Source organism: Streptomyces sp. CB02414 (assembly GCF_001905385.1).
Taxonomy (GTDB): domain Bacteria; phylum Actinomycetota; class Actinomycetes; order Streptomycetales; family Streptomycetaceae; genus Streptomyces.
In genome coordinates this window covers 132,927-153,233 of the sequence record NZ_LIPF01000001.1, presented here as the reverse complement: position 1 = coordinate 153,233, position 20,307 = coordinate 132,927, and the positions used below count along the sequence as shown (strand labels likewise).

Annotated in this window: 23 protein-coding genes; 15 read left to right on the top strand and 8 right to left on the bottom strand. The window is 70.6% G+C overall.

The genetic code is table 11. From position 1 onward, the window contains the following. Nucleotide 1 precedes the first annotated feature (1 nt). Entirely contained in the window at nt 2-1,120 is a 1,119-nt protein-coding gene (tal, locus tag AMK11_RS00750) for a transaldolase (RefSeq protein WP_073721629.1), read from the bottom strand. Between the two features lie 34 nt (nt 1,121-1,154). Then, complete coding sequence (tkt, locus tag AMK11_RS00745) at nt 1,155-3,242, bottom strand: transketolase (protein WP_073721627.1); 2,088 nt, start codon at nt 3,240-3,242, stop codon at nt 1,155-1,157. 375 nt (nt 3,243-3,617) lie between these two features. Between tkt and AMK11_RS00735 the strand changes: the two genes are divergently transcribed. The 3 genes from AMK11_RS00735 to AMK11_RS00725 all read left to right on the top strand — a co-directional run bounded on the left by AMK11_RS00735 (nt 3,618) and on the right by AMK11_RS00725 (nt 6,245). Further along, a complete protein-coding gene (locus tag AMK11_RS00735; protein WP_073721625.1) occupies nt 3,618-4,571 on the top strand; it encodes a heme o synthase in 954 nt (317 codons plus the stop codon). An 86-nt stretch (nt 4,572-4,657) separates the two neighbouring features. Continuing rightward, nucleotides 4,658-5,005, top strand: coding sequence for a hypothetical protein (locus AMK11_RS00730; protein WP_073721623.1), 348 nt, complete (start codon nt 4,658-4,660; stop codon nt 5,003-5,005). Between the two features lie 82 nt (nt 5,006-5,087). Beyond that, nucleotides 5,088-6,245 carry an amidohydrolase family protein gene (locus AMK11_RS00725; protein WP_073721596.1) on the top strand — a complete coding sequence of 386 codons (1,158 nt, stop codon included), beginning with the start codon at nt 5,088-5,090 and terminating at the stop codon, nt 6,243-6,245. Here AMK11_RS00725 and AMK11_RS00720 read toward each other — a convergent pair. The 4 genes from AMK11_RS00720 to AMK11_RS00705 all read right to left on the bottom strand — a co-directional run bounded on the left by AMK11_RS00720 (nt 6,232) and on the right by AMK11_RS00705 (nt 9,861). Then, entirely contained in the window at nt 6,232-7,239 is a 1,008-nt protein-coding gene (locus tag AMK11_RS00720) for a COX15/CtaA family protein (protein ID WP_073721594.1), read from the bottom strand. The genes AMK11_RS00725 and AMK11_RS00720 overlap by 14 nt on opposite strands. Before the next feature lie 54 nt (nt 7,240-7,293). Then, nucleotides 7,294-8,067, bottom strand: a complete 774-nt coding sequence (locus AMK11_RS00715; protein ID WP_073721592.1) for an ABC transporter permease — start codon at nt 8,065-8,067, stop codon at nt 7,294-7,296. Continuing rightward, nucleotides 8,064-8,987 (bottom strand): ABC transporter ATP-binding protein, encoded by a 924-nt coding sequence (locus tag AMK11_RS00710; protein ID WP_073721590.1) that lies wholly within the window; start codon nt 8,985-8,987, stop codon nt 8,064-8,066. The genes AMK11_RS00715 and AMK11_RS00710 overlap by 4 nt, the downstream gene beginning before the upstream one ends. A gap of 85 nt (nt 8,988-9,072) precedes the next feature. Then, nucleotides 9,073-9,861, bottom strand: coding sequence for an aminoglycoside N(3)-acetyltransferase (locus tag AMK11_RS00705; protein ID WP_073721588.1), 789 nt, complete (start codon nt 9,859-9,861; stop codon nt 9,073-9,075). A 160-nt stretch (nt 9,862-10,021) separates the two neighbouring features. On the opposite strand from AMK11_RS00705, the gene AMK11_RS00700 reads away from it, so the two are divergent. The 11 genes from AMK11_RS00700 (at nt 10,022) to dapD (ending at nt 18,658) form a co-directional block, all read left to right on the top strand. Continuing rightward, entirely contained in the window at nt 10,022-10,783 is a 762-nt protein-coding gene (locus tag AMK11_RS00700; RefSeq protein ID WP_073721586.1) for a helix-turn-helix transcriptional regulator, read from the top strand. Beyond that, entirely contained in the window at nt 10,780-12,201 is a 1,422-nt protein-coding gene (sufB, locus tag AMK11_RS00695) for a Fe-S cluster assembly protein SufB (protein ID WP_019329248.1), read from the top strand. The genes AMK11_RS00700 and sufB overlap by 4 nt, the downstream gene beginning before the upstream one ends. Nucleotides 12,202-12,283: 82 nt before the next feature. Next, on the top strand, nt 12,284-13,474 hold the full coding sequence (gene sufD / locus AMK11_RS00690; protein WP_073721584.1) for a Fe-S cluster assembly protein SufD: 1,191 nt from the start codon (nt 12,284-12,286) through the stop codon (nt 13,472-13,474). Further along, a complete protein-coding gene (locus AMK11_RS00685) occupies nt 13,471-13,788 on the top strand; it encodes a non-heme iron oxygenase ferredoxin subunit (protein WP_073721582.1) in 318 nt (105 codons plus the stop codon). Before sufD ends, AMK11_RS00685 begins: the two co-directional genes overlap by 4 nt. Nucleotides 13,789-13,795: 7 nt before the next feature. Further along, nucleotides 13,796-14,560 carry a Fe-S cluster assembly ATPase SufC gene (gene sufC, locus AMK11_RS00680; protein WP_073721580.1) on the top strand — a complete coding sequence of 255 codons (765 nt, stop codon included), beginning with the start codon at nt 13,796-13,798 and terminating at the stop codon, nt 14,558-14,560. Beyond that, entirely contained in the window at nt 14,557-15,813 is a 1,257-nt protein-coding gene (locus AMK11_RS00675; RefSeq protein WP_073721578.1) for a cysteine desulfurase, read from the top strand. The genes sufC and AMK11_RS00675 overlap by 4 nt, the downstream gene beginning before the upstream one ends. A 17-nt stretch (nt 15,814-15,830) precedes the next feature. Continuing rightward, complete coding sequence (sufU, locus tag AMK11_RS00670) at nt 15,831-16,301, top strand: Fe-S cluster assembly sulfur transfer protein SufU (RefSeq protein ID WP_073721576.1); 471 nt, start codon at nt 15,831-15,833, stop codon at nt 16,299-16,301. Then, nucleotides 16,298-16,630 carry a metal-sulfur cluster assembly factor gene (locus AMK11_RS00665; RefSeq protein ID WP_073721574.1) on the top strand — a complete coding sequence of 111 codons (333 nt, stop codon included), beginning with the start codon at nt 16,298-16,300 and terminating at the stop codon, nt 16,628-16,630. Before sufU ends, AMK11_RS00665 begins: the two co-directional genes overlap by 4 nt. A gap of 85 nt (nt 16,631-16,715) precedes the next feature. Continuing rightward, nucleotides 16,716-17,036, top strand: a complete 321-nt coding sequence (locus AMK11_RS00660) for a DMT family transporter (RefSeq protein ID WP_073721572.1) — start codon at nt 16,716-16,718, stop codon at nt 17,034-17,036. Then, the gene (locus tag AMK11_RS00655; protein ID WP_073721570.1) at nt 17,036-17,572 is read left to right on the top strand and encodes a TetR/AcrR family transcriptional regulator; all 537 of its coding nucleotides are present in this window, start codon (nt 17,036-17,038) and stop codon (nt 17,570-17,572) included. Before AMK11_RS00660 ends, AMK11_RS00655 begins: the two co-directional genes overlap by 1 nt. 96 nt (nt 17,573-17,668) lie before the next feature. Continuing rightward, nucleotides 17,669-18,658, top strand: a complete 990-nt coding sequence (dapD, locus tag AMK11_RS00650) for a 2,3,4,5-tetrahydropyridine-2,6-dicarboxylate N-succinyltransferase (protein WP_073721568.1) — start codon at nt 17,669-17,671, stop codon at nt 18,656-18,658. Nucleotides 18,659-18,734: 76 nt separating this feature from the next. On the opposite strand, the gene AMK11_RS37255 is transcribed toward dapD, so the two are convergent. Continuing rightward, a complete protein-coding gene (locus AMK11_RS37255; RefSeq protein WP_073721566.1) occupies nt 18,735-18,923 on the bottom strand; it encodes a hypothetical protein in 189 nt (62 codons plus the stop codon). A gap of 171 nt (nt 18,924-19,094) precedes the next feature. Between AMK11_RS37255 and AMK11_RS00640 the strand changes: the two genes are divergently transcribed. After that, nucleotides 19,095-19,325 carry a hypothetical protein gene (locus tag AMK11_RS00640; RefSeq protein WP_073721564.1) on the top strand — a complete coding sequence of 77 codons (231 nt, stop codon included), beginning with the start codon at nt 19,095-19,097 and terminating at the stop codon, nt 19,323-19,325. On the opposite strand, the gene dapA is transcribed toward AMK11_RS00640, so the two are convergent. Continuing rightward, complete coding sequence (gene dapA / locus AMK11_RS00635) at nt 19,310-20,230, bottom strand: 4-hydroxy-tetrahydrodipicolinate synthase (protein WP_073721562.1); 921 nt, start codon at nt 20,228-20,230, stop codon at nt 19,310-19,312. The two genes, AMK11_RS00640 and dapA, sit on opposite strands and share 16 nt — an antisense overlap. Nucleotides 20,231-20,307: the final 77 nt, after the last annotated feature.

Genomic DNA, 20,307 nt, shown 5'->3' with positions numbered 1-20,307 from the left:
TTTAGCCCTCCGAGGGAGCGAGGCGCTTGAGCTCTGCCTCCGTCGACTTGAGCAGGTCGTTCCAGGAGTCCTCGAACTTGTCGACGCCCTCCTTCTCCAGGAGCTGGACCACCTCGTCGTAGGAGATCCCCAGCTTCTCGACCGCGTCGAGGTCCGCGCGGGCCTGCTCGTAGGTGCCGGCGACGGCGTCACCCTTGATCTCGCCGTGGTCCTCGGTGGCGAACAGCGTTGCCTCCGGCATCGTGTTCACCGTGTTGGGTGCGACCAGGTCGGTGACGTACATGGTGTCGCTGTACGCCTTGTCCTTGACGCCGGTCGACGCCCACAGCGGACGCTGCTTGTTGGCGCCGGCCTTCTCCAGGGCCGCCCAGCGGTCGGAGGCGAAGACCTCCTCGTACGCCTGGTAGGCGAGGCGGGCGTTGGCGACGGCGGCCTTGCCGCGCAGCGCCTTGGCCTCGTCGGTGCCGAGCGCGTCGATCCGCTTGTCGATCTCGGTGTCCACGCGGGACACGAAGAAGGACGCCACCGAGTGGATCTGCGACAGGTCCAGGCCGCGCTCCTTGGCCTTCTCCAGGCCGGTCAGGAAGGCGTCCATGACCTTGCGGTAGCGCTCCAGCGAGAAGATCAGCGTGACGTTGACGCTGATGCCCAGGCCGATGGTCTCGGCGATCGCCGGGAGGCCCGCCTCGGTGGCCGGGATCTTGATGAAGGTGTTGGGCCGGTCCACCAGCCAGGCCAGCTGCTTGGCCTCGGCGACCGTCGCGTGGGTGTTGTGGGCCAGGCGCGGGTCGACCTCGATGGAGACCCGGCCGTCCTTGCCGCCGGTGTTGTCGTACACCGGGCGCAGGATGTCGGCGGCGTCGCGGACGTCCGCCGTGGTGATCATCCGGATGGCCTCTTCGACCGACACCCGGCGGACGGCGAGGTCCGAGAGCTGCTGGTCGTAGCCGTCGCCCTGCGAGATCGCCTTCTGGAAGATCGACGGGTTGGTGGTGACGCCCACGACGTGCTGCTGGTCGATCAGCTCGGCGAGGTTGCCGGACGTGATCCGCTTGCGCGACAGGTCGTCCAGCCAGATCGCGACGCCTTCATCGGAGAGGCGCTTGAGTGCGTCTGTCATGGAAAATGCATCTCCTACGTGTCGTGTGTGAGCGTCAGCGCTGGGCTGCGGCGATCGATTCCCGCGCCTGGGCGGCCACGTTCTCGGCAGTGAAGCCGAACTCCTGGAAGAGCACCTTGCCGTCGGCCGAAGCACCGAAGTGCTCCAGTGAAACGATGCGGCCGGCGTCCCCCACGTACTTGTGCCAGGTCAGACCGATCCCGGCCTCGACCGCGACACGAGCCTTCACGGACGGGGGCAGGACGCTGTCCCGGTACCCCTGGTCCTGCTGCTCGAACCACTCGACGGACGGCATCGACACCACACGCGTCGGCACACCGTCGGCCTGGAGCGCCTCACGGGCCTCGACGGCCACGTGCACCTCGGAGCCGGTGGCGATCAGCACGACCTGCGGCTCGCCGCCCTCGGCCTCGAACAGGACGTAGCCGCCCTTGGCCGCGTCCTCGTTCGGCTCGTACGTCGGCACGCCCTGGCGGGTCAGCGCCAGACCGTGCGGCTGGCCCTTGCCGAACTCCTTCGTCCAGCGGCGCAGGATCTCGCGCCAGGCGATCGCCGTCTCGTTGGCGTCGGCCGGGCGGACCACGTTCAGGCCCGGGATGGCGCGCAGCGAGGCCAGGTGCTCGACCGGCTGGTGGGTCGGACCGTCCTCACCGAGGCCGATGGAGTCATGCGTCCACACGTACGTCACCGGCAGGTGCATCAGCGCCGACAGGCGGACGGCGTTGCGCATGTAGTCGGAGAAGACCAGGAACGTTCCGCCGTAGATACGGGTGTTCCCGTGCAGCGCGATGCCGTTCATCTCCGCGGCCATCGCGTGCTCGCGGATGCCGAAGTGGATGGTGCGGCCGTACGGGTCGGCCTCCGGCAGCGGGTTGCCCGCCGGGAGGAAGGACGACGTCTTGTCGATCGTCGTGTTGTTCGATCCGGCCAGGTCGGCCGAGCCGCCCCACAGCTCGGGGATCACCGCGCCGAGCGCCTGGAGCACCTTGCCGGACGCGGCACGCGTGGCGACGCCCTTGCCCGTCTCGAAGACCGGGATCTTCTCCTCCCAGCCCTTGGGGAGGTCACCCTTGGCGACGCGGTCGTACTCGGCGGCGCGCTCGGGGTTGTTGTCCCGCCACTGCTGGTACGCCTTCTCCCACACCGCGCGGGCGGCCTGGCCCTTCTCCAGCGCCTTGCGGGTGTGCCCGATGACCTCGTCGGAGACCTCGAAGCTCTGCTCCGGGTCGAAGCCCATGACCCGCTTGGTCGCCGCGACCTCGTCGTCGCCGAGCGCCGAGCCGTGGGCGGCCTCGGTGTTCTGCGCGTTCGGGGCGGGCCAGGCGATGATCGAGCGCATCGCGATGAAGGAGGGGCGGTCGGTGACCTTCTTCGCCGCCTCGATCGCGTCGTAGATCGCGTTCGGGTCCAGGTCGCCGTCCGGCTTCGGGGCGACGCGCTGCACGTGCCAGCCGTAGGCCTCGTACCGCTTGCAGGTGTCCTCGGAGACGGCGGTCTCGGTGTCACCCTCGATCGAGATGTGGTTGTCGTCCCACAGCAGGACCAGGTTGCCCAGCTTCTGGTGGCCCGCCATCGAGGACGCCTCGGCGGAGATGCCCTCCTGGAGGCAGCCGTCACCGGCGATGCAGTACACGAAGTGGTCGAACGGCGACTCGCCCTCGGCGGCCTCCGGGTCGAACAGACCGCGCTCGTAGCGGGCGGCCATCGCCATGCCCACCGCGTTGGCGACACCCTGGCCCAGCGGACCGGTCGTGGTCTCCACGCCGGTGGTGTGCCCGTACTCCGGGTGGCCGGGGGTCTTCGAGCCCCACGTCCTGAAGGACTTCAGGTCGTCCAGCTCCAGGCCGAAGCCGGCCAGGTACAGCTGGGTGTAGAGGGTCAGGGACGAGTGGCCGGCGGACAGCACGAAACGGTCGCGCCCGACCCAGTCCGCGTCGGCGGGGTCGTGCCGCATCACCTTCTGGAAGAGGGTGTAGGCGGCGGGCGCCAGGCTCATCGCCGTACCCGGATGGCCGTTGCCAACCTTCTGTACGGCATCGGCGGCCAGGACGCGGGCGGTGTCCACGGCCCGCTGGTCCAGTTCGGTCCACTCGAGGTCTGTGGTGGTCGGCTTGGTGCTCACCCTGAGTCAGGGCTCCTCTCCACATGTCGGATGCCGGTGCGCGTGGCGCCCACCGGCTGCCGGCGCGTCCGTGAGATCGGCCGGCCGCTGCTGAGCCTACCCCCGTAAGTACGTGCGTTTTTCCGCTGGAAACCAGACTGCCGGGACTCTTCACGATCCGCCTGTCGACTGGGCGAAACCGCATTCGGCAAGTGAATACGGAGGCGCTCATCTGACCGCTCAATCGACTCGCCCGACGCACGTCGGAGCGCCCTTCTCAACACGACCCCACCCCCGCGAAGGCCGAGGTATGGGCAACGTCTAAAGTGGCGTGGTACGCGCGAGCCTTTACCGCCACTTCACACGGGGAGGCTCGCTGGGATGTCTCTGTCAGGGGTGTGCGTGACGGCCGTTGAATCCCGTCCTGCGGGGGTAATCGGGACGAGCCAGAGCCCGAGTCACCGGCCGTTCGGGGCCCGTGTCAAGGCGTTCGTGGCGTTGACCAAGCCGCGGATCATCGAGCTTCTGCTGATCACCACCGTTCCGGTGATGTTCCTCGCCGAGCAGGGTGTTCCGAATCTGAAGCTGGTGCTGCTGACCTGCGTCGGCGGCTACCTGTCCGCGGGCGGCGCCAACGCGCTGAACATGTACATCGACCGCGACATCGACGCGCTGATGGACCGCACCTCGCAGCGGCCACTGGTGACCGGCATGGTCAGCCCGCGCGAGTGCCTCGCCTTCGGCATCACCCTGGCGATCGTGTCGACGCTGCTGTTCGGCCTCACCGTGAACTGGCTGTCGGCCTGGCTCTCGCTCGGCGCGCTCCTCTTCTACGTCGTCGTCTACACGATGATCCTCAAGCGCCGCACCTCGCAGAACATCGTCTGGGGCGGCATCGCCGGCTGTCTGCCGGTGCTCATCGGCTGGTCGGCCGTGACGAACTCGATGTCCTGGGCGCCGATCATCCTCTTCGGGGTCATGTTCTTCTGGACGCCGCCGCACTACTGGCCGCTGTCCATGAAGGTCAAGGAGGACTACGCGCGCGTCGGCGTGCCGATGCTCCCGGTCATCGCCTCCAACAAGGTCGTCGCCCGGCAGATCGTCATCTACAGCTGGGTGATGGTCGCCGTGTCGCTGCTGCTGACGCCGCTCGGCTACACCGGCTGGTTCTACACGGCGGTCGCCCTGCTGGCCGGCGGCATGTGGCTGTGGGAGGCGCACGGCCTCCAGAACCGCGCCAAGGCCGAGGTCACGGGCGGCAAGCTCAAGGAGATGCGGCTCTTCCACTGGTCGATCACCTACGTGTCGGTGCTCTTCCTGGCGATCGCGGTGGACCCCTTCCTGCGCTGAGGTCTCTCCGTACGGGCGGGGTGCGTGGCCAAGGCCACGCACCCCGCCCGTCGCCGTTCGATCTACCCGTCGGTAGCATCCTGTCCATGGCAGACACGGAGCAGGCAGACACCCAGCGGGCCGACGCGAAGGCGGAGCGCGAGACCACGCGCCTCGCCCGGCGGATCGACTCCTTCTCCAAGGCGCACGGCGGTGCCGAGGGCCAGGTGGCCTACCTCGGCGAACGCGGCGCCCGGATCGTGCTGGTCGGTGAGGACGGCGCCTGGGGGGACGTGGTCGCACGCTCCTACGAGACGGCGCGCAAGGCGGCGGAGAAGGCCGGGATCACCGTCCACGAGGACTTCGACGGCGAGTTCGCGGCCAAGGTGACGACGGGCCGCTACGAGTGGTCGCGCATGGCCGGGATCCAGGTCGGCGGCCCGAGCAACACCTGAGACCGGGTTCACCCGTTAGGACCGTAGGAAGCCGCCCGGCGTACGAGCCGTGCGGCGCACGGTCCGACCGCGGGGAGTCCGGATGATCGAAACGCCGTCCCTGGTGGACCAGTACTGCCACGGCGTCCTGAGAACGGAGCTGGGCCTCGGCACCTTCGAGGCCCGGCTGGCCCGCACCGAGGGCCCGCCCGCCCCGGGCACCACCCTGTTCGACACCCAGACCGGCTTCGCGGTACGCCGCTGGTGCCCGCCCCTGCTCGGCCTGGAACCGCACTGCCCGCCCGCCCGCTACCTGGCCCGGCGCCGTGAGCTGGGTGTCCTGGAGGCCGACCGCCGGCTGCTGCGCGGCAGCGGCATCACCACCTACCTGGTCGACGCGGGCCTGCCCGGCGACCTCACCGGCCCCGAGGAGATGGCCTCCGCGGCGGCCGCCGACGCCCACGAGATCGTCCGCCTGGAGCTGCTGGCCGAGCAGGTCGCCGACACGTCCGGCACCGTCGAGTCCTTCCTCGCCAACCTTGCCGAGGCCGTCCACGGCGCCGCCGCCCACGCGGTCGCCTTCACCTCGGTCGCGGGCGTACGGCACGGTCTGGCGCTGGCGCCGGAACCGCCGGGGCCGGGCGAGGTGCGCGGTGCCGCCGCCCGCTGGCTGAGCGGACGCGAGGTCGGCGGCGAGCTGAGCGACCCGGTGCTGCTGAGGCACCTGCTCTGGATCGCCGTGGCCGCCGGACTGCCGCTCCAGCTGCACGCCGGCCTCGGCGAGCCCGGCCTGCGCATCGACCGCACCGACCCGGTCCTGCTCACCGACTTCGTGCGGGCCACCGCCGGCCTCGGCACCGACCTGGTCCTGCTGCACGGCTACCCGTACCACCGCCACGCCGCCCACCTCGCCGGCGTCTTCCCGCACGTCTACGCCGACTCGGGCGCCGCCCTGGTGCGCACCGGCGCCCGCGCGGCGTCCGTCCTCGCGGAGATCCTGGAGCTGGCCCCCTTCGGCAAGATCCTGTTCTCCAGCGGCGCCCAGGGCCTGCCCGAGCTGCACGTGGTCGCCGCCCGGCTGTTCCGCGAGGCCCTGGGACGGGTGCTGGGCACCTGGGTGGCCGAGGGGGCGTGGTCCCTGGGGGACGCGCAGCGGGTGGCGGGGATGATCGCGGCGGGGAACGCGGGGCGGGTGTACGGCCTGGAGGAACACGCCCCGGCGCACTTCACCGGGAACGTGAGCCCGCTCAGGCCCGGGTGAGCGTCGCCTCGACCGCCGGTCCGGGCACGCCGGCCGTGTCCTGCGGCCGCTCGCGCAGCGCCAGCAGCACCCTCAGTGTCGCGATCCACACCAGGCACGAACCCAACATGTGCAGCCCGACCAGGACCTCCGGGAGGTCGGTGAAGTACTGCACATAGCCGATGACGCCCTGCGCGAGCAGCACCAGGAAGAGGTCGCGGGTACGGGCCAGCGGGCCCTTCGGCGCGTCGACCGCCTTCAGCACGAACCACAGCGCGAACGTCAGCGTGACCACGACCCACGCCAGCACGGCGTGCACCTTGCTCACCGTCTCCCAGTCGACGGGCATCCGCGGGACCTCGCTGGAGTCGCCCGCGTGCGGGCCCGCGCCGGTCACCACGGTGCCGACCGCGATCAGCAGCACGGAGACCACGACCAGCACCCACACCAGCTGCTGGATCGCCTTGCCGACCAGGGGGCGCGGTGCCGCGTCGCCCTCCCGGGTGCGCTGCCACATCGCCGTGGCGACCGCGATCAGCGCGGTGGAGAGCAGGAAGTGCGCGGCGACCGTGTACGGGTTGAGGCCGACGAGGACCACGATGCCGCCGAGGATGGCGTTGCCCATCACGATCCAGAACTGCGCCCAGCCCAGCCGCGTCAGGCTGCGCCGGAACGGCTTCTGCGACCGCGCGGCGATGATCGCCCAGCCGACCGCCGCGCACAGCACGTAGGTCAGCAGGCGGTTGCCGAACTCGATGACGCCGTGGATGCCCATCTCGCTGGTGTTGGTGAGCGAGTCCTCGGTGCACTTGGGCCAGGTCGGGCAGCCGAGGCCCGAGCCGGTCAGGCGCACCGCGCCGCCGGTGACCACGATGACCACCGACATGACGAGTGCGACGAGGGCCGCCCGCCGGACCGTCCGGGGATCCGGGGTCCAGCGTGCGGCGATGAAGGCGAGCGGGTTGCGCACGGCGGCTGCGGCGTCGGCGCGGGTCACGTTTGGCACGCCGTCCATCGTAGGCGCCTGCTTGTGCACGCTTTCACGAGGGTCGGTTCCAGCATCGCGTCCCTACTCCCAGCGGAAGAACTTCCCGGCCGCCGCGATCCCCACGACGCCCCAGACGGCGAGGATGCCCAGGTCGCCCCACGGCATCCCGGCCCCGTGCTGGAGCACGTCCCGCAGGCCGTCCGACAGGGCGGAGATCGGCAGCAGCCCCAGCACGCTCTGCGCCGCGTCCGGGAACTTGTCCAGCGGCACGATCACCCCGCCGCCGACGAGCAGCAGCAGGAAGACCAGGTTGGCGGCGGCCAGCGTCGCCTCGGCCTTCAGCGTGCCCGCCATGAGCAGCCCTAGCCCGGAGAAGGCGGCCGTGCCGAGGACCAGGAGCAGCAGCACGGCGAACGGGTTGCCCTGCGGCGACCAGCCCAGCGCGAAGGCGATCACGGTCAGCAGGACGATCTGGAGCACCTCGGTGACCAGCACGGCCAGCGTCTTCGCGGTCATCAGCCCCCAGCGCGGCAACGGGGACGCGGCCAGCCGCTTCAGCACCCCGTACCGCCGTTCGAAGCCGGTCGCGATGGCCTGCCCGGTGAACGCCGTCGACAGCACGGCGAGCGCCAGGATGCCGGGCGCCAGGAAGTCGACGGCCTCGCCCGCCCCGGTGTCGACGATGTCGACGGTGCTGAACAGCACCAGCAGCAGCGTCGGGATGATCACCGTGAGGAGCAGCTGCTCGCCGTTGCGCAGCAGCATCTTCGTCTCGAGCGCGGCCTGCGCGGCGATCATGCGGCCGAGCGGCGCGGCGCCGGGCTTCGGCGTGTAGGTGCCGGTGGTCGTCGTCATGAGCGCAGTTCCTTGCCCGTGAGTTCCAGGAAGACGTCCTCCAGGGTGTGCCGTTCCACCGAGATCCGGTCCGGCATCACCCCGTGCTGGGCGCACCAGGACGTCACGGTGGCGAGGAGCTGCGGGTCGACCTTGCCGTTGACCCGGTAGGTGCCCGGCGTCAGCTCGGCGGCCGAGGAGTCGGCGGGCAGCGCCTTGAGCAGCGAGGCGACGTCGAGTCCGGGGCGGCCGGTGAAGCGCAGGGTGTTCTCGGCACCGCCCCGGCACAGCTCCTCGGGGGAGCCCTGGGCGATGACCCGGCCGTTGTCGATGACGGCGACGTCGTCCGCGAGCTGCTCGGCCTCGTCCATGTGGTGGGTGGTGAGGATGACGGACACGCCGTCGGTGCGCAGGTCCCGCACGAGGTCCCAGGTGGCGCGGCGGGCCTGCGGGTCGAGTCCGGCGGTCGGCTCGTCCAGGAACACCAGCTCGGGGCGCCCGACCACGGCCATCGCGAGGGCGAGCCGCTGCTGCTGGCCGCCGGAGAGCCTGCGGTAGGTGGTCCGGCCGCACGAGCCGAGTCCCAGCCGTTCGATCAGCGCGTCCACGTCCAGCGGGTGGGCGTGGAGCTTCGCCACGTGGCGCAGCATCTCGTCGGCGCGGGCGCCGGAGTAGACGCCGCCGGACTGGAGCATCACGCCGATCCGGGGCCGCAGCTCGCCGCCCTGGCGTACCGGGTCGAGGCCCAGGACGCGCACCGTGCCGGAGTCCGGCCTCCGGTACCCCTCGCAGGTCTCGACCGTGGTCGTCTTGCCGGCTCCGTTGGGGCCGAGTACGGCGGTGACACCCGCCCGGGCCACCAGGTCGAGGCCGTCCACCGCGGTCTTCGTGCCGTACCGCTTCACCAGGGCCTGGACCTGGACCACGGGCTCGCTTCGCATGGGTCACGAGTCTAGGTAGGCGGGGCAGGAGCCGGGCGTGGGGGTGCGGGAAGTCCCCCTCACGGGCCGGTGAACGCCCGGTCGCTCACTCCCGCGGCCGGTGCAGCGGCAGCCACCGTTCCGCGTACGCGACGGCGTCGGCCAGCGGGAAGAGGCGGGCCACCGCCGCGCCGACCCGCCCGCGCAGGACGGGCCGGTCCCGTTCGAAGTCGTCGCCCAGTTCGTCGAACCGCTCCGAGGTGATCGACACCTCGGTGACCCGCTCCCAGCCCACCGGACCCGGCCGCCCCACCTCCACCAGCGGGGAGGGAATCCGGTACTCGGCGAGGTGGAAGCCGGTGCACGCCTCGTAGCCGGCGCCGAGCAGCAGCACCCGGGCGCCCATCCGCTCCAGAGCCGCCAGCGGACTGCGCTCACCGAGCCGGCAGTCCGTCGAGTGCCCGGCGACGACCTCGGCGGCGCGCGGGCCGACGGCGGCGAACGACGTCTGCGGGTGCGCGCTGCGCAGGGCGCCCGGCCAGGTGCGCACGGTCTCGGGGAGCACGCCGACCCCGCGCGAGGGCGTGATCAGCGGGTCGTAGGCGGGCATCGCGGCGCGGACGGTGTCCCACCACTCCTCGGGCACCGGCGGGCTGCGCCACAGCGCCGGGTCCGAGAGGTCGCCGGTCTGGGTGGGGACCACCAGGGTGCCGTCCGGACCGAGCGCGTCGAGCAGCCCCTGGACCACCGCGACGGGCCCTCCGCAGACCCATCCGAGGGAGCTGAGGGACGAGTGCACGAGGAGCGTGTCGTCACTGCGCACACCCAGCTCGCGCAGCCCGGCGGCGATCGCGCCGCGGGTGACGAGCGGGCCGGTGGGAGGGGGTGCGGACATGCCGGGGAGTGTCCCGCAGCGTCGGCCCGGGCGCCACCCGATTGATCGATCAAAGATCGTTTCCGCAGGTCAGATTAGGTATGCCTAAGTGACGCAGGGCACCTTCCGGTGATCCGGTCGCGGCTTGCCCGGCTCCGAGGAATTACGCAACAATGGCGTTGTGAAAAACGTTGGCGAGGCTCCGCAGGAGGAACTCGCGACCGGTGAGCGGTCCACCCGCAACCGCGTCGCGCGCTCCATCCTGGACCACGGGCCGTCGACCGTCGCCGAGCTCGCCGGGCGTCTGGGGCTGACCCAGGCCGCCGTCCGGCGCCACCTCGATGCGCTGGTCGCCGACGACGTGGTCGAGGCCCGCGAGCAGCGGGTCTACGGCACGCGCACGCGCGGACGGCCGGCCAAGGTCTTCGCGCTCACCGACTGCGGCCGGGACGCCTTCGACCAGTCGTACGACAAGCTGGCCGCGGACGCCCTGCGCTGGATCGCCGAGCAGGAGGGCGGGGAGAAGGCGATCGCCGCCTTCGCCCGGGCCCGCATCGCCGGCCAGGCGGGCGCGTACCGCAAGGCGGTCGAGTCCGTGCCGCCCGAGAAGCGCACGGAAGCGCTGGCCAAGGCCCTGAGCGCGGACGGGTACGCTGCTGTCGCGCGGAGCGCACCCCGGCCCCAGCAGGGCGAGCAGCTGTGCCAGCACCACTGCCCGGTCGCCCACGTCGCCGAGCAGTTTCCGCAGCTGTGCGAGGCGGAGACGGAATTTTTCGCCGAGCTGCTCGGTACACATGTGCAGCGGCTCGCGACCATCGCGCACGGCGACGGGGTCTGCACCACGTTCATTCCGAAGACTTCGCACGCGCCGCCACCCGCGGCGCAGGCGCCCACGAATACCGCTAACGCATCTGCAAGCACGGCCGGGAGGAACCCCGCATGACTCTCCCCACGGAGACTGCTCACCCTGAGCTCGAGGGCCTGGGCAAGTACGAGTACGGCTGGGCCGACTCCGACACGGCCGGCGCCTCTGCCAGGCGCGGCATCGACGAGGACGTCGTCCGGGACATCTCCGACAAGAAGTCCGAGCCGGAGTGGATGACCAAGCTCCGCCTCAAGGGCCTCAAGCTCTTCGAGAAGAAGCCCATGCCCAACTGGGGCTCGGACCTCTCGGGCATCGACTTCGACAACATCAAGTACTTCGTGCGCTCCACGGAGAAGCAGGCGGAGTCCTGGGAGGACCTGCCCGAGGACATCAAGAACACGTACGACAAGCTCGGCATCCCCGAGGCGGAGAAGCAGCGCCTCGTGGCCGGTGTCGCCGCCCAGTACGAGTCGGAGGTCGTCTACCACCAGATCCGCGAGGACCTGGAGGAGCAGGGCGTCATCTTCCTCGACACCGACACCGCGCTGAAGGAGCACCCGGAGCTCTTCAAGGAGTACTTCGGCACCGTCATCCCCGCCGGTGACAACAAGTTCGCCGCGCTGAACACGGCCGTGTGGTCCGGCGGCTCCTTCATCTACGTGCCGAAGGGCGTGCACGTCGAGATCCCGCTCCAGGCCTACTTCCGCATCAACACGGAGAACATGGGCCAGTTCGAGCGGACCCTGATCATCGTCGACGAGGGTGCCTACGTGCACTACGTCGAGGGCTGCACGGCGCCGATCTACAAGTCGGACTCCCTGCACTCCGCGGTCGTCGAGATCATCGTCAAGAAGAACGCCCGCTGCCGCTACACGACCATCCAGAACTGGTCGAACAACGTCTACAACCTGGTCACCAAGCGCGCCGTGGCGTACGAGGGCGCGACCATGGAGTGGATCGACGGCAACATCGGCTCCAAGGTGACGATGAAGTACCCGGCCGTCTACCTGATGGGCGAGCACGCCAAGGGCGAGACCCTGTCCATCGCCTTCGCGGGCGAGGGCCAGCACCAGGACGCCGGCGCCAAGATGGTCCACATGGCCCCGAACACGTCCTCCAACATCGTCTCCAAGTCGGTGGCGCGAGGCGGCGGCCGCACCTCCTACCGCGGCCTGATCGAGATCGGTGAGGGCGCCCCGGGCGCCAAGTCCAACGTGCTCTGCGACGCGCTGCTCGTCGACACCATCTCCCGCTCGGACACCTACCCCTACGTGGACGTCCGCGAGGACGACGTGTCCATGGGCCACGAGGCGACCGTCTCCAAGGTCTCCGAGGACCAGCTCTTCTACCTGATGAGCCGCGGCCTGTCCGAGGACGAGGCGATGGCCATGATCGTGCGCGGCTTCGTCGAGCCGATCGCCAAGGAGCTGCCGATGGAGTACGCGCTCGAACTCAACCGGCTGATCGAGCTCCAGATGGAAGGCGCGGTCGGCTAGTCACCGGCCGGGGGCGGCCCACCGGCCGCCCCGCCGTCCCATCCAGCCCCATACGTAACGGAAAGCGAGCACTACGACAGCCATGGCTGAGGCTCAGAACATCCCGGTGGGCTCCACCACCGCCGGTGCGATCGCGGTGGCCGCCGAGGCCGACTCGACCGTCGCCACGCGCATGAGCGCGCCCCCGTCCTTCGACGTGGCGGACTTCCCGGTCCCGCACGGCCGCGAGGAGGAGTGGCGCTTCACCCCGCTGGAGCGGCTGCGCGGCCTGCACGACGGCACCGCCACCGCCACCGGCGAGGGCGTCAAGGTCGCCGTCGAGGCCCCCGAGGGCGTCACCGTCGAGACCGTCGGCCGCGACGACGCCCGGCTCGGCCGCACCGGCAAGCCCGTGGACCGCGTCGCCGCCCAGGCGTACACCGCCTTCGCGCAGGCCGGCGTGATCACCGTGCCCAAGGAGACGGTGCTGACCGAGCCCGTCCGCATCGCCGTGCACGGCGAGGGCGGCACGGCCTACGCCCACCAGGTCATCGAGCTGGAGGCCTTCGCCGAGGCCGTCGTGGTCATCGACCACACCGGTGACGCGGTGCTCGCCGCCAACGTCGAGTACGTCCTCGGCGACGGCGCCAAGCTCACCGTCGTCTCCGTCCAGGACTGGGACGCCAAGGCCGTGCACGTGGGCCAGCACAACGCCCTCGTCGGCCGCGACGCGAGCTTCAAGTCGGTCGTCGTCACCTTCGGCGGCGACGTCGTCCGCCTCCACCCGCGCGTGCAGTACGCCGGTCCCGGCGGCGAGGCCGAGCTGTTCGGCCTGTACTTCACCGACCAGGGCCAGCACCAGGAGCACCGCCTCCTGGTCGACCACAACGTCCCGCACTGCAAGTCCAACGTCGTCTACAAGGGCGCGCTCCAGGGCGACGACGCGCACGCGGTCTGGATCGGCGACGTGCTCATCGAGGCCAAGGCCGAGGGCACCGACACCTACGAGATGAACCGCAACCTCGTCCTCACCGACGGCGCGCGGGTCGACTCCGTGCCGAACCTGGAGATCGAGACCGGTGAGATCGTCGGCGCCGGCCACGCCTCCGCGACCGGCCGCTTCGACGACGAGCAGCTCTTCTACCTGATGGCGCGCGGCATCCCCGAGATCGACGCCCGCCGCCTGGTGGTCCGCGGCTTCTTCGCCGAGCTGGTCCAGCAGATCGGCGTCCCGGACATCGAGGAGCGCCTGCTCGCGAAGATCGAAGAGGAGCTGGAGGCGTCGGTCGCATGACCTTCGTACGCGTCTGTGGAGCGGGCGAGCTGGAGGAGGACACCCCCAAGCGGGTGGAACTCGACGGCACGCCGATCTCCGTCGTGCGCACCGAGGGCGAGGTCTTCGCGATCCACGACATCTGCTCGCACGCGAACGTCTCGCTCGCCGAGGGCGAGGTCGACGACTGCCACATCGAGTGCTGGCTGCACGGCTCGCGCTTCGACCTCCGCTCGGGCAAGCCCGACAGTCTGCCGGCGACGCGCCCCGTCCCCGTATACCCCGTAAAGATCGAAGGGGACGACGTGCTCGTCTCCCTCACCCAGGAGTCCTGAGGCACCCATGGCAACGCTTGAAATCCGAGACCTGCACGTCACCGTCGAGGCCGACAACGCCACGAAGGAGATCCTCAAGGGCGTCGACCTCACCGTGAAGCAGGGCGAGACGCACGCCATCATGGGCCCCAACGGCTCCGGCAAGTCGACCCTCGCCTACTCCCTCGCGGGTCACCCCAAGTACACGATCACCGGCGGCACCGTCACCCTCGACGGCGAGGACGTCCTGGAGATGTCCGTCGACGAGCGCGCCCGCGCCGGCCTCTTCCTCGCCATGCAGTACCCGGTCGAGGTCCCCGGCGTCTCCGTCTCCAACTTCCTGCGCACCTCCGCCACCGCCGTCCGCGGCGAGGCCCCCAAGCTGCGCACCTGGGTGAAGGAGGTCAAGGAGGCCATGGAGCGCCTCAACATGGACCCCGCCTTCGCCGAGCGCAACGTCAACGAGGGCTTCTCCGGCGGTGAGAAGAAGCGCCACGAGATCCTCCAGCTGGAGCTGCTCAAGCCGAAGATGGCGATCCTCGACGAGACCGACTCCGGCCTCGACGTCGACGCCCTGCGCGTCGTCTCCGAGGGCGTCAACCGGGTCCGCGAGACCGGTGAGGTCGGCACCCTGCTGATCACGCACTACACGCGCATCCTGCGCTACATCAAGCCCGACCACGTCCACGTCTTCGCCAACGGCCGCATCGCCGAGTCCGGCGGCGCCGAGCTGGCCGACAAGCTGGAGGCCGAGGGCTACGAGGCATACACGAAGGGTGGCGCATCCGAGTGACACAGCTGCCGGGCCTCCTCGACACCGAGGCGATCCGCAAGGACTTCCCGATCCTGGACCGCGTGCTCCACGACGGTAAGAAGCTCGTCTACCTCGACAACGCCGCGACCTCGCAGACCCCGCGCCAGGTCATCGACGTGCTCGACGAGTACTACGAGCAGCACAACGCCAACGTCCACCGTGGCGTGCACGTCCTCGCCGAGGAGGCCACGGCGCTGTACGAGGGCGCGCGGGACAAGGTCGCGGAGTTCATCAACGCGCCCTCCCGCGACGAGGTGATCTTCACCAAGAACGCCTCGGAGTCCCTCAACCTCGTGGCCAACATGCTGGGCTGGGCCGACGAGCCCTACCGCGTGGACCACGAGACCGAGATCGTCATCACGGAGATGGAGCACCACTCCAACATCGTGCCGTGGCAGCTGCTCGCGCAGCGCACCGGCGCGAAGCTCCGCTGGTTCGGCCTGACCGACGACGGCCGCCTGGACCTGTCCAACATCGACGAGGTCATCACCGAGAAGACGAAGATCGTCTCCTTCGTGCTGGTCTCCAACATCCTGGGCACCCAGAACCCGGTCGAGGCGATCGTGCGCCGCGCCCAGGAGGTCGGCGCGCTCGTCTGCGTCGACGCCTCCCAGGCCGCCCCGCACATGCCACTGGACGTCCAGGCCCTCCAGGCCGACTTCGTGGCCTTCACCGGCCACAAGATGTGCGGCCCGACCGGCATCGGCGTCCTGTGGGGCCGCCAGGAGCTGCTGGAGGACCTCCCGCCGTTCCTCGGCGGCGGCGAGATGATCGAGACCGTCTCGATGCACTCGTCCACGTACGCCCCGGCGCCGCACAAGTTCGAGGCGGGCACGCCGCCGGTCGCGCAGGCGGTCGGTCTGGGCGCGGCGATCGACTATCTCAACTCGATCGGCATGGACAAGATCCTCGCCCACGAGCACGCGCTCACGGAGTACGCCGTCAAGCGGCTGCTGGAGGTCCCGGACCTGCGCATCATCGGCCCCACCACGGCCGAGGAGCGCGGCGCGGCGATCAGCTTCACGCTCGGCGACATCCACCCCCACGACGTCGGTCAGGTCCTGGACGAACAGGGCATCGCGGTCCGGGTCGGCCACCACTGCGCCCGCCCCGTCTGCCTGCGCTACGGAATTCCTGCGACCACGCGAGCGTCGTTCTATCTGTACTCCACGCAGACCGAGATCGACGCCCTGGTCGACGGTCTGGAGCACGTACGGAACTTCTTCGGCTGACGGGACGAGCGAAGAGCATGAAGCTGGACTCCATGTACCAGGAAGTCATCCTGGACCACTACAAGAACCCGCACGGGCGGGGCTTGCGGGATGGCGACGCCGAGGTCCACCACGTCAACCCGACATGCGGCGACGAGATCACCCTCCGCGTGAAGTACGACGGCACGACGGTCAGTGACGTCAGCTACGAGGGGCAGGGCTGCTCGATCAGCCAGGCCAGCGCCTCCGTGCTGAACGACCTGCTGGTCGGCAAGGACCTGGCCCGGGCACAGCAGATCCAGGAGACCTTCCTGGAGCTGATGCAGTCCAAGGGCAGGATCGAGCCCGACGACGCGATGGAGGAGGTCCTGGAGGACGCGGTCGCGTTCGCCGGGGTCTCGAAGTATCCGGCCCGGGTCAAGTGCGCCCTGCTGAGCTGGATGGCCTGGAAGGACGCGACGTCCCAGGCACTGGACGGAGCCGACGCCGAGAAGGAGACGACGGCATGAGTGAGACCGTGGAAATGAAGCCCGCCTCCGAGGAGGAGGTCCGCGAAGCCCTGCTGGACGTCGTGGACCCCGAGCTGGGCATCGACGTCGTCAACCTGGGCCTGATCTACGGCGTCCACATCGACGACGCGAACATCGCGACGATCGACATGACCCTGACGTCGGCGGCCTGTCCGCTGACCGACGTGATCGAGGACCAGGCCAAGTCCGCCACGGACGGCCTCGTCAGCGAGCTGCGGATCAACTGGGTCTGGATGCCGCCGTGGGGTCCGGACAAGATCACGGACGACGGCCGCGAGCAGCTGCGCGCGCTCGGCTTCAACGTCTGAGACACACCGCTCGAAAGAACGGCGGCGCCCGATGGGCGCCGCCGTTCTCGTGCGTGCGGACGCTTCGTTATGTACGCTCGTACACATGGGATATCTGCTCCTGGCCGGAGCCATCGCCGCCGAGGTCGCCGGCACCACCGCCATGAAGTACAGCGAGGGCTTCACCAGGCTGGTCCCCTCGCTGCTGACGGCACTCGCCTACGTCCTCTCCTTCACGCTGCTCGCCCAGACCCTGAAGACTCTCGCCGTCGGCACCGCCTACGCCATCTGGGCCGGTGTCGGCACGGCGGCCATCGCCGCCATCGGCGTGGCGTTCATGGGCGAGGGGATGACCGTAGCCAAGGCCGCCGGCATCGCGCTGATCATCATCGGCGTCGTCGTCCTCAACCTGGGCGGCGCGCACTGATGCCCCGCCGCCACGACCCCGAGCGGCGTCAGCGGATCATCGACGCGGCGATCCGCGTGGTCGGACGCCAGGGCATCGCGGGCCTCAGCCACCGCACGGTAGCCGCCGAGGCGGACGTCCCCCTGGGCTCGACGACGTACCACTTCGCCACCCTCGACGAACTCCTGGTCGCCGCCCTGCGCCAGGCCAACGAGGGCTTCGCCAAGGTGGTCGCGGGCCACCCGGCCCTCGCCGACCCCCGCGCGGACCTCCCCGCCGAACTCGCCCGCGTCCTCGGCGAGTGGCTGGGCGGGGACCGCACGGGCGTCGAGCTGGAATACGAGCTGTATCTGGCGGCCCTGCGCCGTCCCGCGCTGCGCCCGGTGGCCGCGGAGTGGTGCGAGGGGGTGGGCGCGCTCCTCGCCACCCGGACGGACCCGGTGACGGCGCGGGCGCTGGTCGCGGTGCTGGACGGGATCTGCTTGCAGGTGCTGCTGACGGACTCGGCGTACGACGAGGGGTACGCGCGGGAGGTGCTGGCGCGGGTGCTGGGCTGAGGCGGGCGGGTGCGGGCCGGGGCGGGGGGCGACCGGCACGTGAGATGCCCGGCGGCCGGTTCGCAACCGGACCCCCCAGCCGGTTAGGTTGCCCTCATGACCGACACGACTGCTTCCCGCACCACCGGCGCCGTGGCCGCCGGGCTCGCCACGATCGCCGCCGACGGCACCGTCCTCGACACCTGGTTCCCGGCCCCCGAACTCGCCGCCGAGCCCGGCCCGTCCGGCACCGAGCGCCTCACCGCCGAGCAGGCCGCCGAACTCCTCGGCGGCGGCGCCACCGCCGCGGTCGGTCCCGACGCCCGCCGCGGCGTCGAGGTGGTCGCGGTCCGCACGGTCATCTCCTCGCTGGACGAGAAGCCGGTCGACACGCACGACGTCTACCTGCGCCTGCACCTGCTCTCCCACCGTCTGGTCAAGCCGCACGGCCAGAACCTGGACGGCATCTTCGCCCACCTCGCCAACGTCGCCTGGACCTCGCTCGGCCCGGTCGCCGTCGACGACATCGAGAAGGTGCGCCTCAACGCCCGCGCCGAGGGCCTGCACCTCCAGGTCACCTCGGTCGACAAGTTCCCGCGCATGACGGACTACGTCGCCCCCAAGGGCGTCCGCATCGCCGACGCCGACCGGGTCCGGCTCGGCGCGCACCTGGCCGAGGGCACCACGGTCATGCACGAGGGCTTCGTCAACTTCAACGCCGGCACGCTGGGCACCTCGATGGTCGAGGGCCGCATCTCCGCGGGCGTCGTCGTCGGCGACGGCTCCGACATCGGCGGCGGCGCCTCCACCATGGGCACCCTCTCCGGCGGAGGCAACGTGCGCATCGTCATCGGCGAGCGCTGCCTGGTCGGCGCCGAGGCGGGCGTCGGCATCGCGCTGGGCGACGAGTGCGTGGTCGAGGCCGGTCTCTACGTCACCGCGGGCACCCGGGTGACCATGCCCGACGGCCAGGTCGTCAAGGCCCGCGAGCTCTCCGGCGCCTCCAACATCCTCTTCCGCCGCAACTCGGTCACGGGCACGGTCGAGGCCCGCCCGAACAACGCGGTGTGGGGCGGCCTGAACGAGATCCTGCACAGCCACAACTGACCGGCGACGGCAGAGCGCCGAACGAGTTGCCCGAACGCCCTCCCGACCCGCCCGTGCGCGGCGCCCGGGAGGGCGTTCAGCGTTTCAGGGCCCGGTACCGCTTCAGCAGGGCGGTGATGCGGTCCCGGTCGGCCGCGCCGTTCAGCTCTGTCAGGAGGTCGTCTGGGCACAGCTCGTAGTGCTCGCCCCAGAAGCGGCGGCTCCGGTTGTCCCAGATCCGGTACCCGCCCGGAACGCCCCGGGCCACATAACGTCGTCTGCTCACCGCGAGACCCTAGGCGCGCGGGTGGCGTCCGGCCAACACGATTTGCCGCCGCGTGCCTCGAGCGCCCCCGGCACATACGGATGACGGCCGTGACCTTCCGGTGGTCTTGGCGGATGAACGGGTGGACGCAGAGTCCGATCAGACGCCGATCCGACGAAACGAGGACCTGGTATGACGAACGAGCGGGCGAGGACCGTGGCGCGTTGGCTGGCCGGGGCGGGCGCCGCCGTGCTGGTGTGCTGGGCCCCGGCGGGGGCCGCGCACGCCGACGAGACCACCACCGGTTCGCACAACGGTCCCCGGGTCGGCCTCCTCAACGTCAACGTGGGGCAGATCGACGACCCGGCCGAGGACGTACTGGAACACACCCTGCTGCTCGGCGACGGCTACACCTGGAGCTGACCGGTGCCAACGACCAGCTCCTCGTACGCCGTCAGCAGGGCGCCGGTCGTCTCCCGGCCCGCGGCCCGCAGCGGGGCCCGGACCGGCCCCGCGGGCAGGTCCAGCGCGCCCAGCAGCGCCTTCGCGGTGACCGTGCCGGGCAGACCCGCCGCCATCATCGCCTCGATCAGCGGGACCGCCCGGCGCTGCAGCAGGGCGGCCCGCCCGGTGTCGCTCGCGTCGAAGGCGTCGAGGACGGACCGGAACAGCTCCGGTACGACGTTCGCGACCGTGCTGACGCAGCCCGCCGCGCCCACCGCGTACAGGGCGAGGACCTGCTCGTCGCAGCCCGCGTAGTAGGCCAGGTCGGTGCGGGCGAGGACCTGCTGGGTGCCGAGGAGGTCGTAGGAGCAGTCCTTGACGGCGACGATCCGCGGATGGTCCGCGAGCCGGACCAGTGTGGCCGGCTCGATGCGGGTGCCGGTGCGGCCGGGGATGTCGTAGAGCACCAGGGGTAGACCGGACGCGTCCGCGACCTCCCGGAAGTGTGCCTCCAGGGCGTCCTGCGGGGGCCTGCTGTAGTAGGGCGACACCACCAGCAGCCCGTCCGCGCCGGCCTTCTCCGCGGCCAGCGCCAACTCCACCGTGTGCCGCGTGTCGGCGGTGCCCACCCCGGCGACCAGCGTCGCGCGCTCGCCGACCGCCTCGCGCACCGCCGTGACCAGCGCCGCCTTCTCGGCGTCCGTGGTGGTCGGCGACTCGCCCGTGGTGCCGGACAGCACCAGACCGTCGCAGCCGCCCGACACCAGCCGGTCGGCGAGCCGCTGCGCACCGTCCAGGTCGAGCGCGCCGGACTCGGTGAAGGGCGTGACCATGGCGCACAGGGCGCGGCCGAAAGGAGCGGGGGAGCGGTGGTCCGTCGTCATGGAAGTAGTGTCGGCACGGCGACCGTGCAGCTCTACTTAAATCTGCTACGAGGTACCGGTAAGGGATGCTGCGGTAT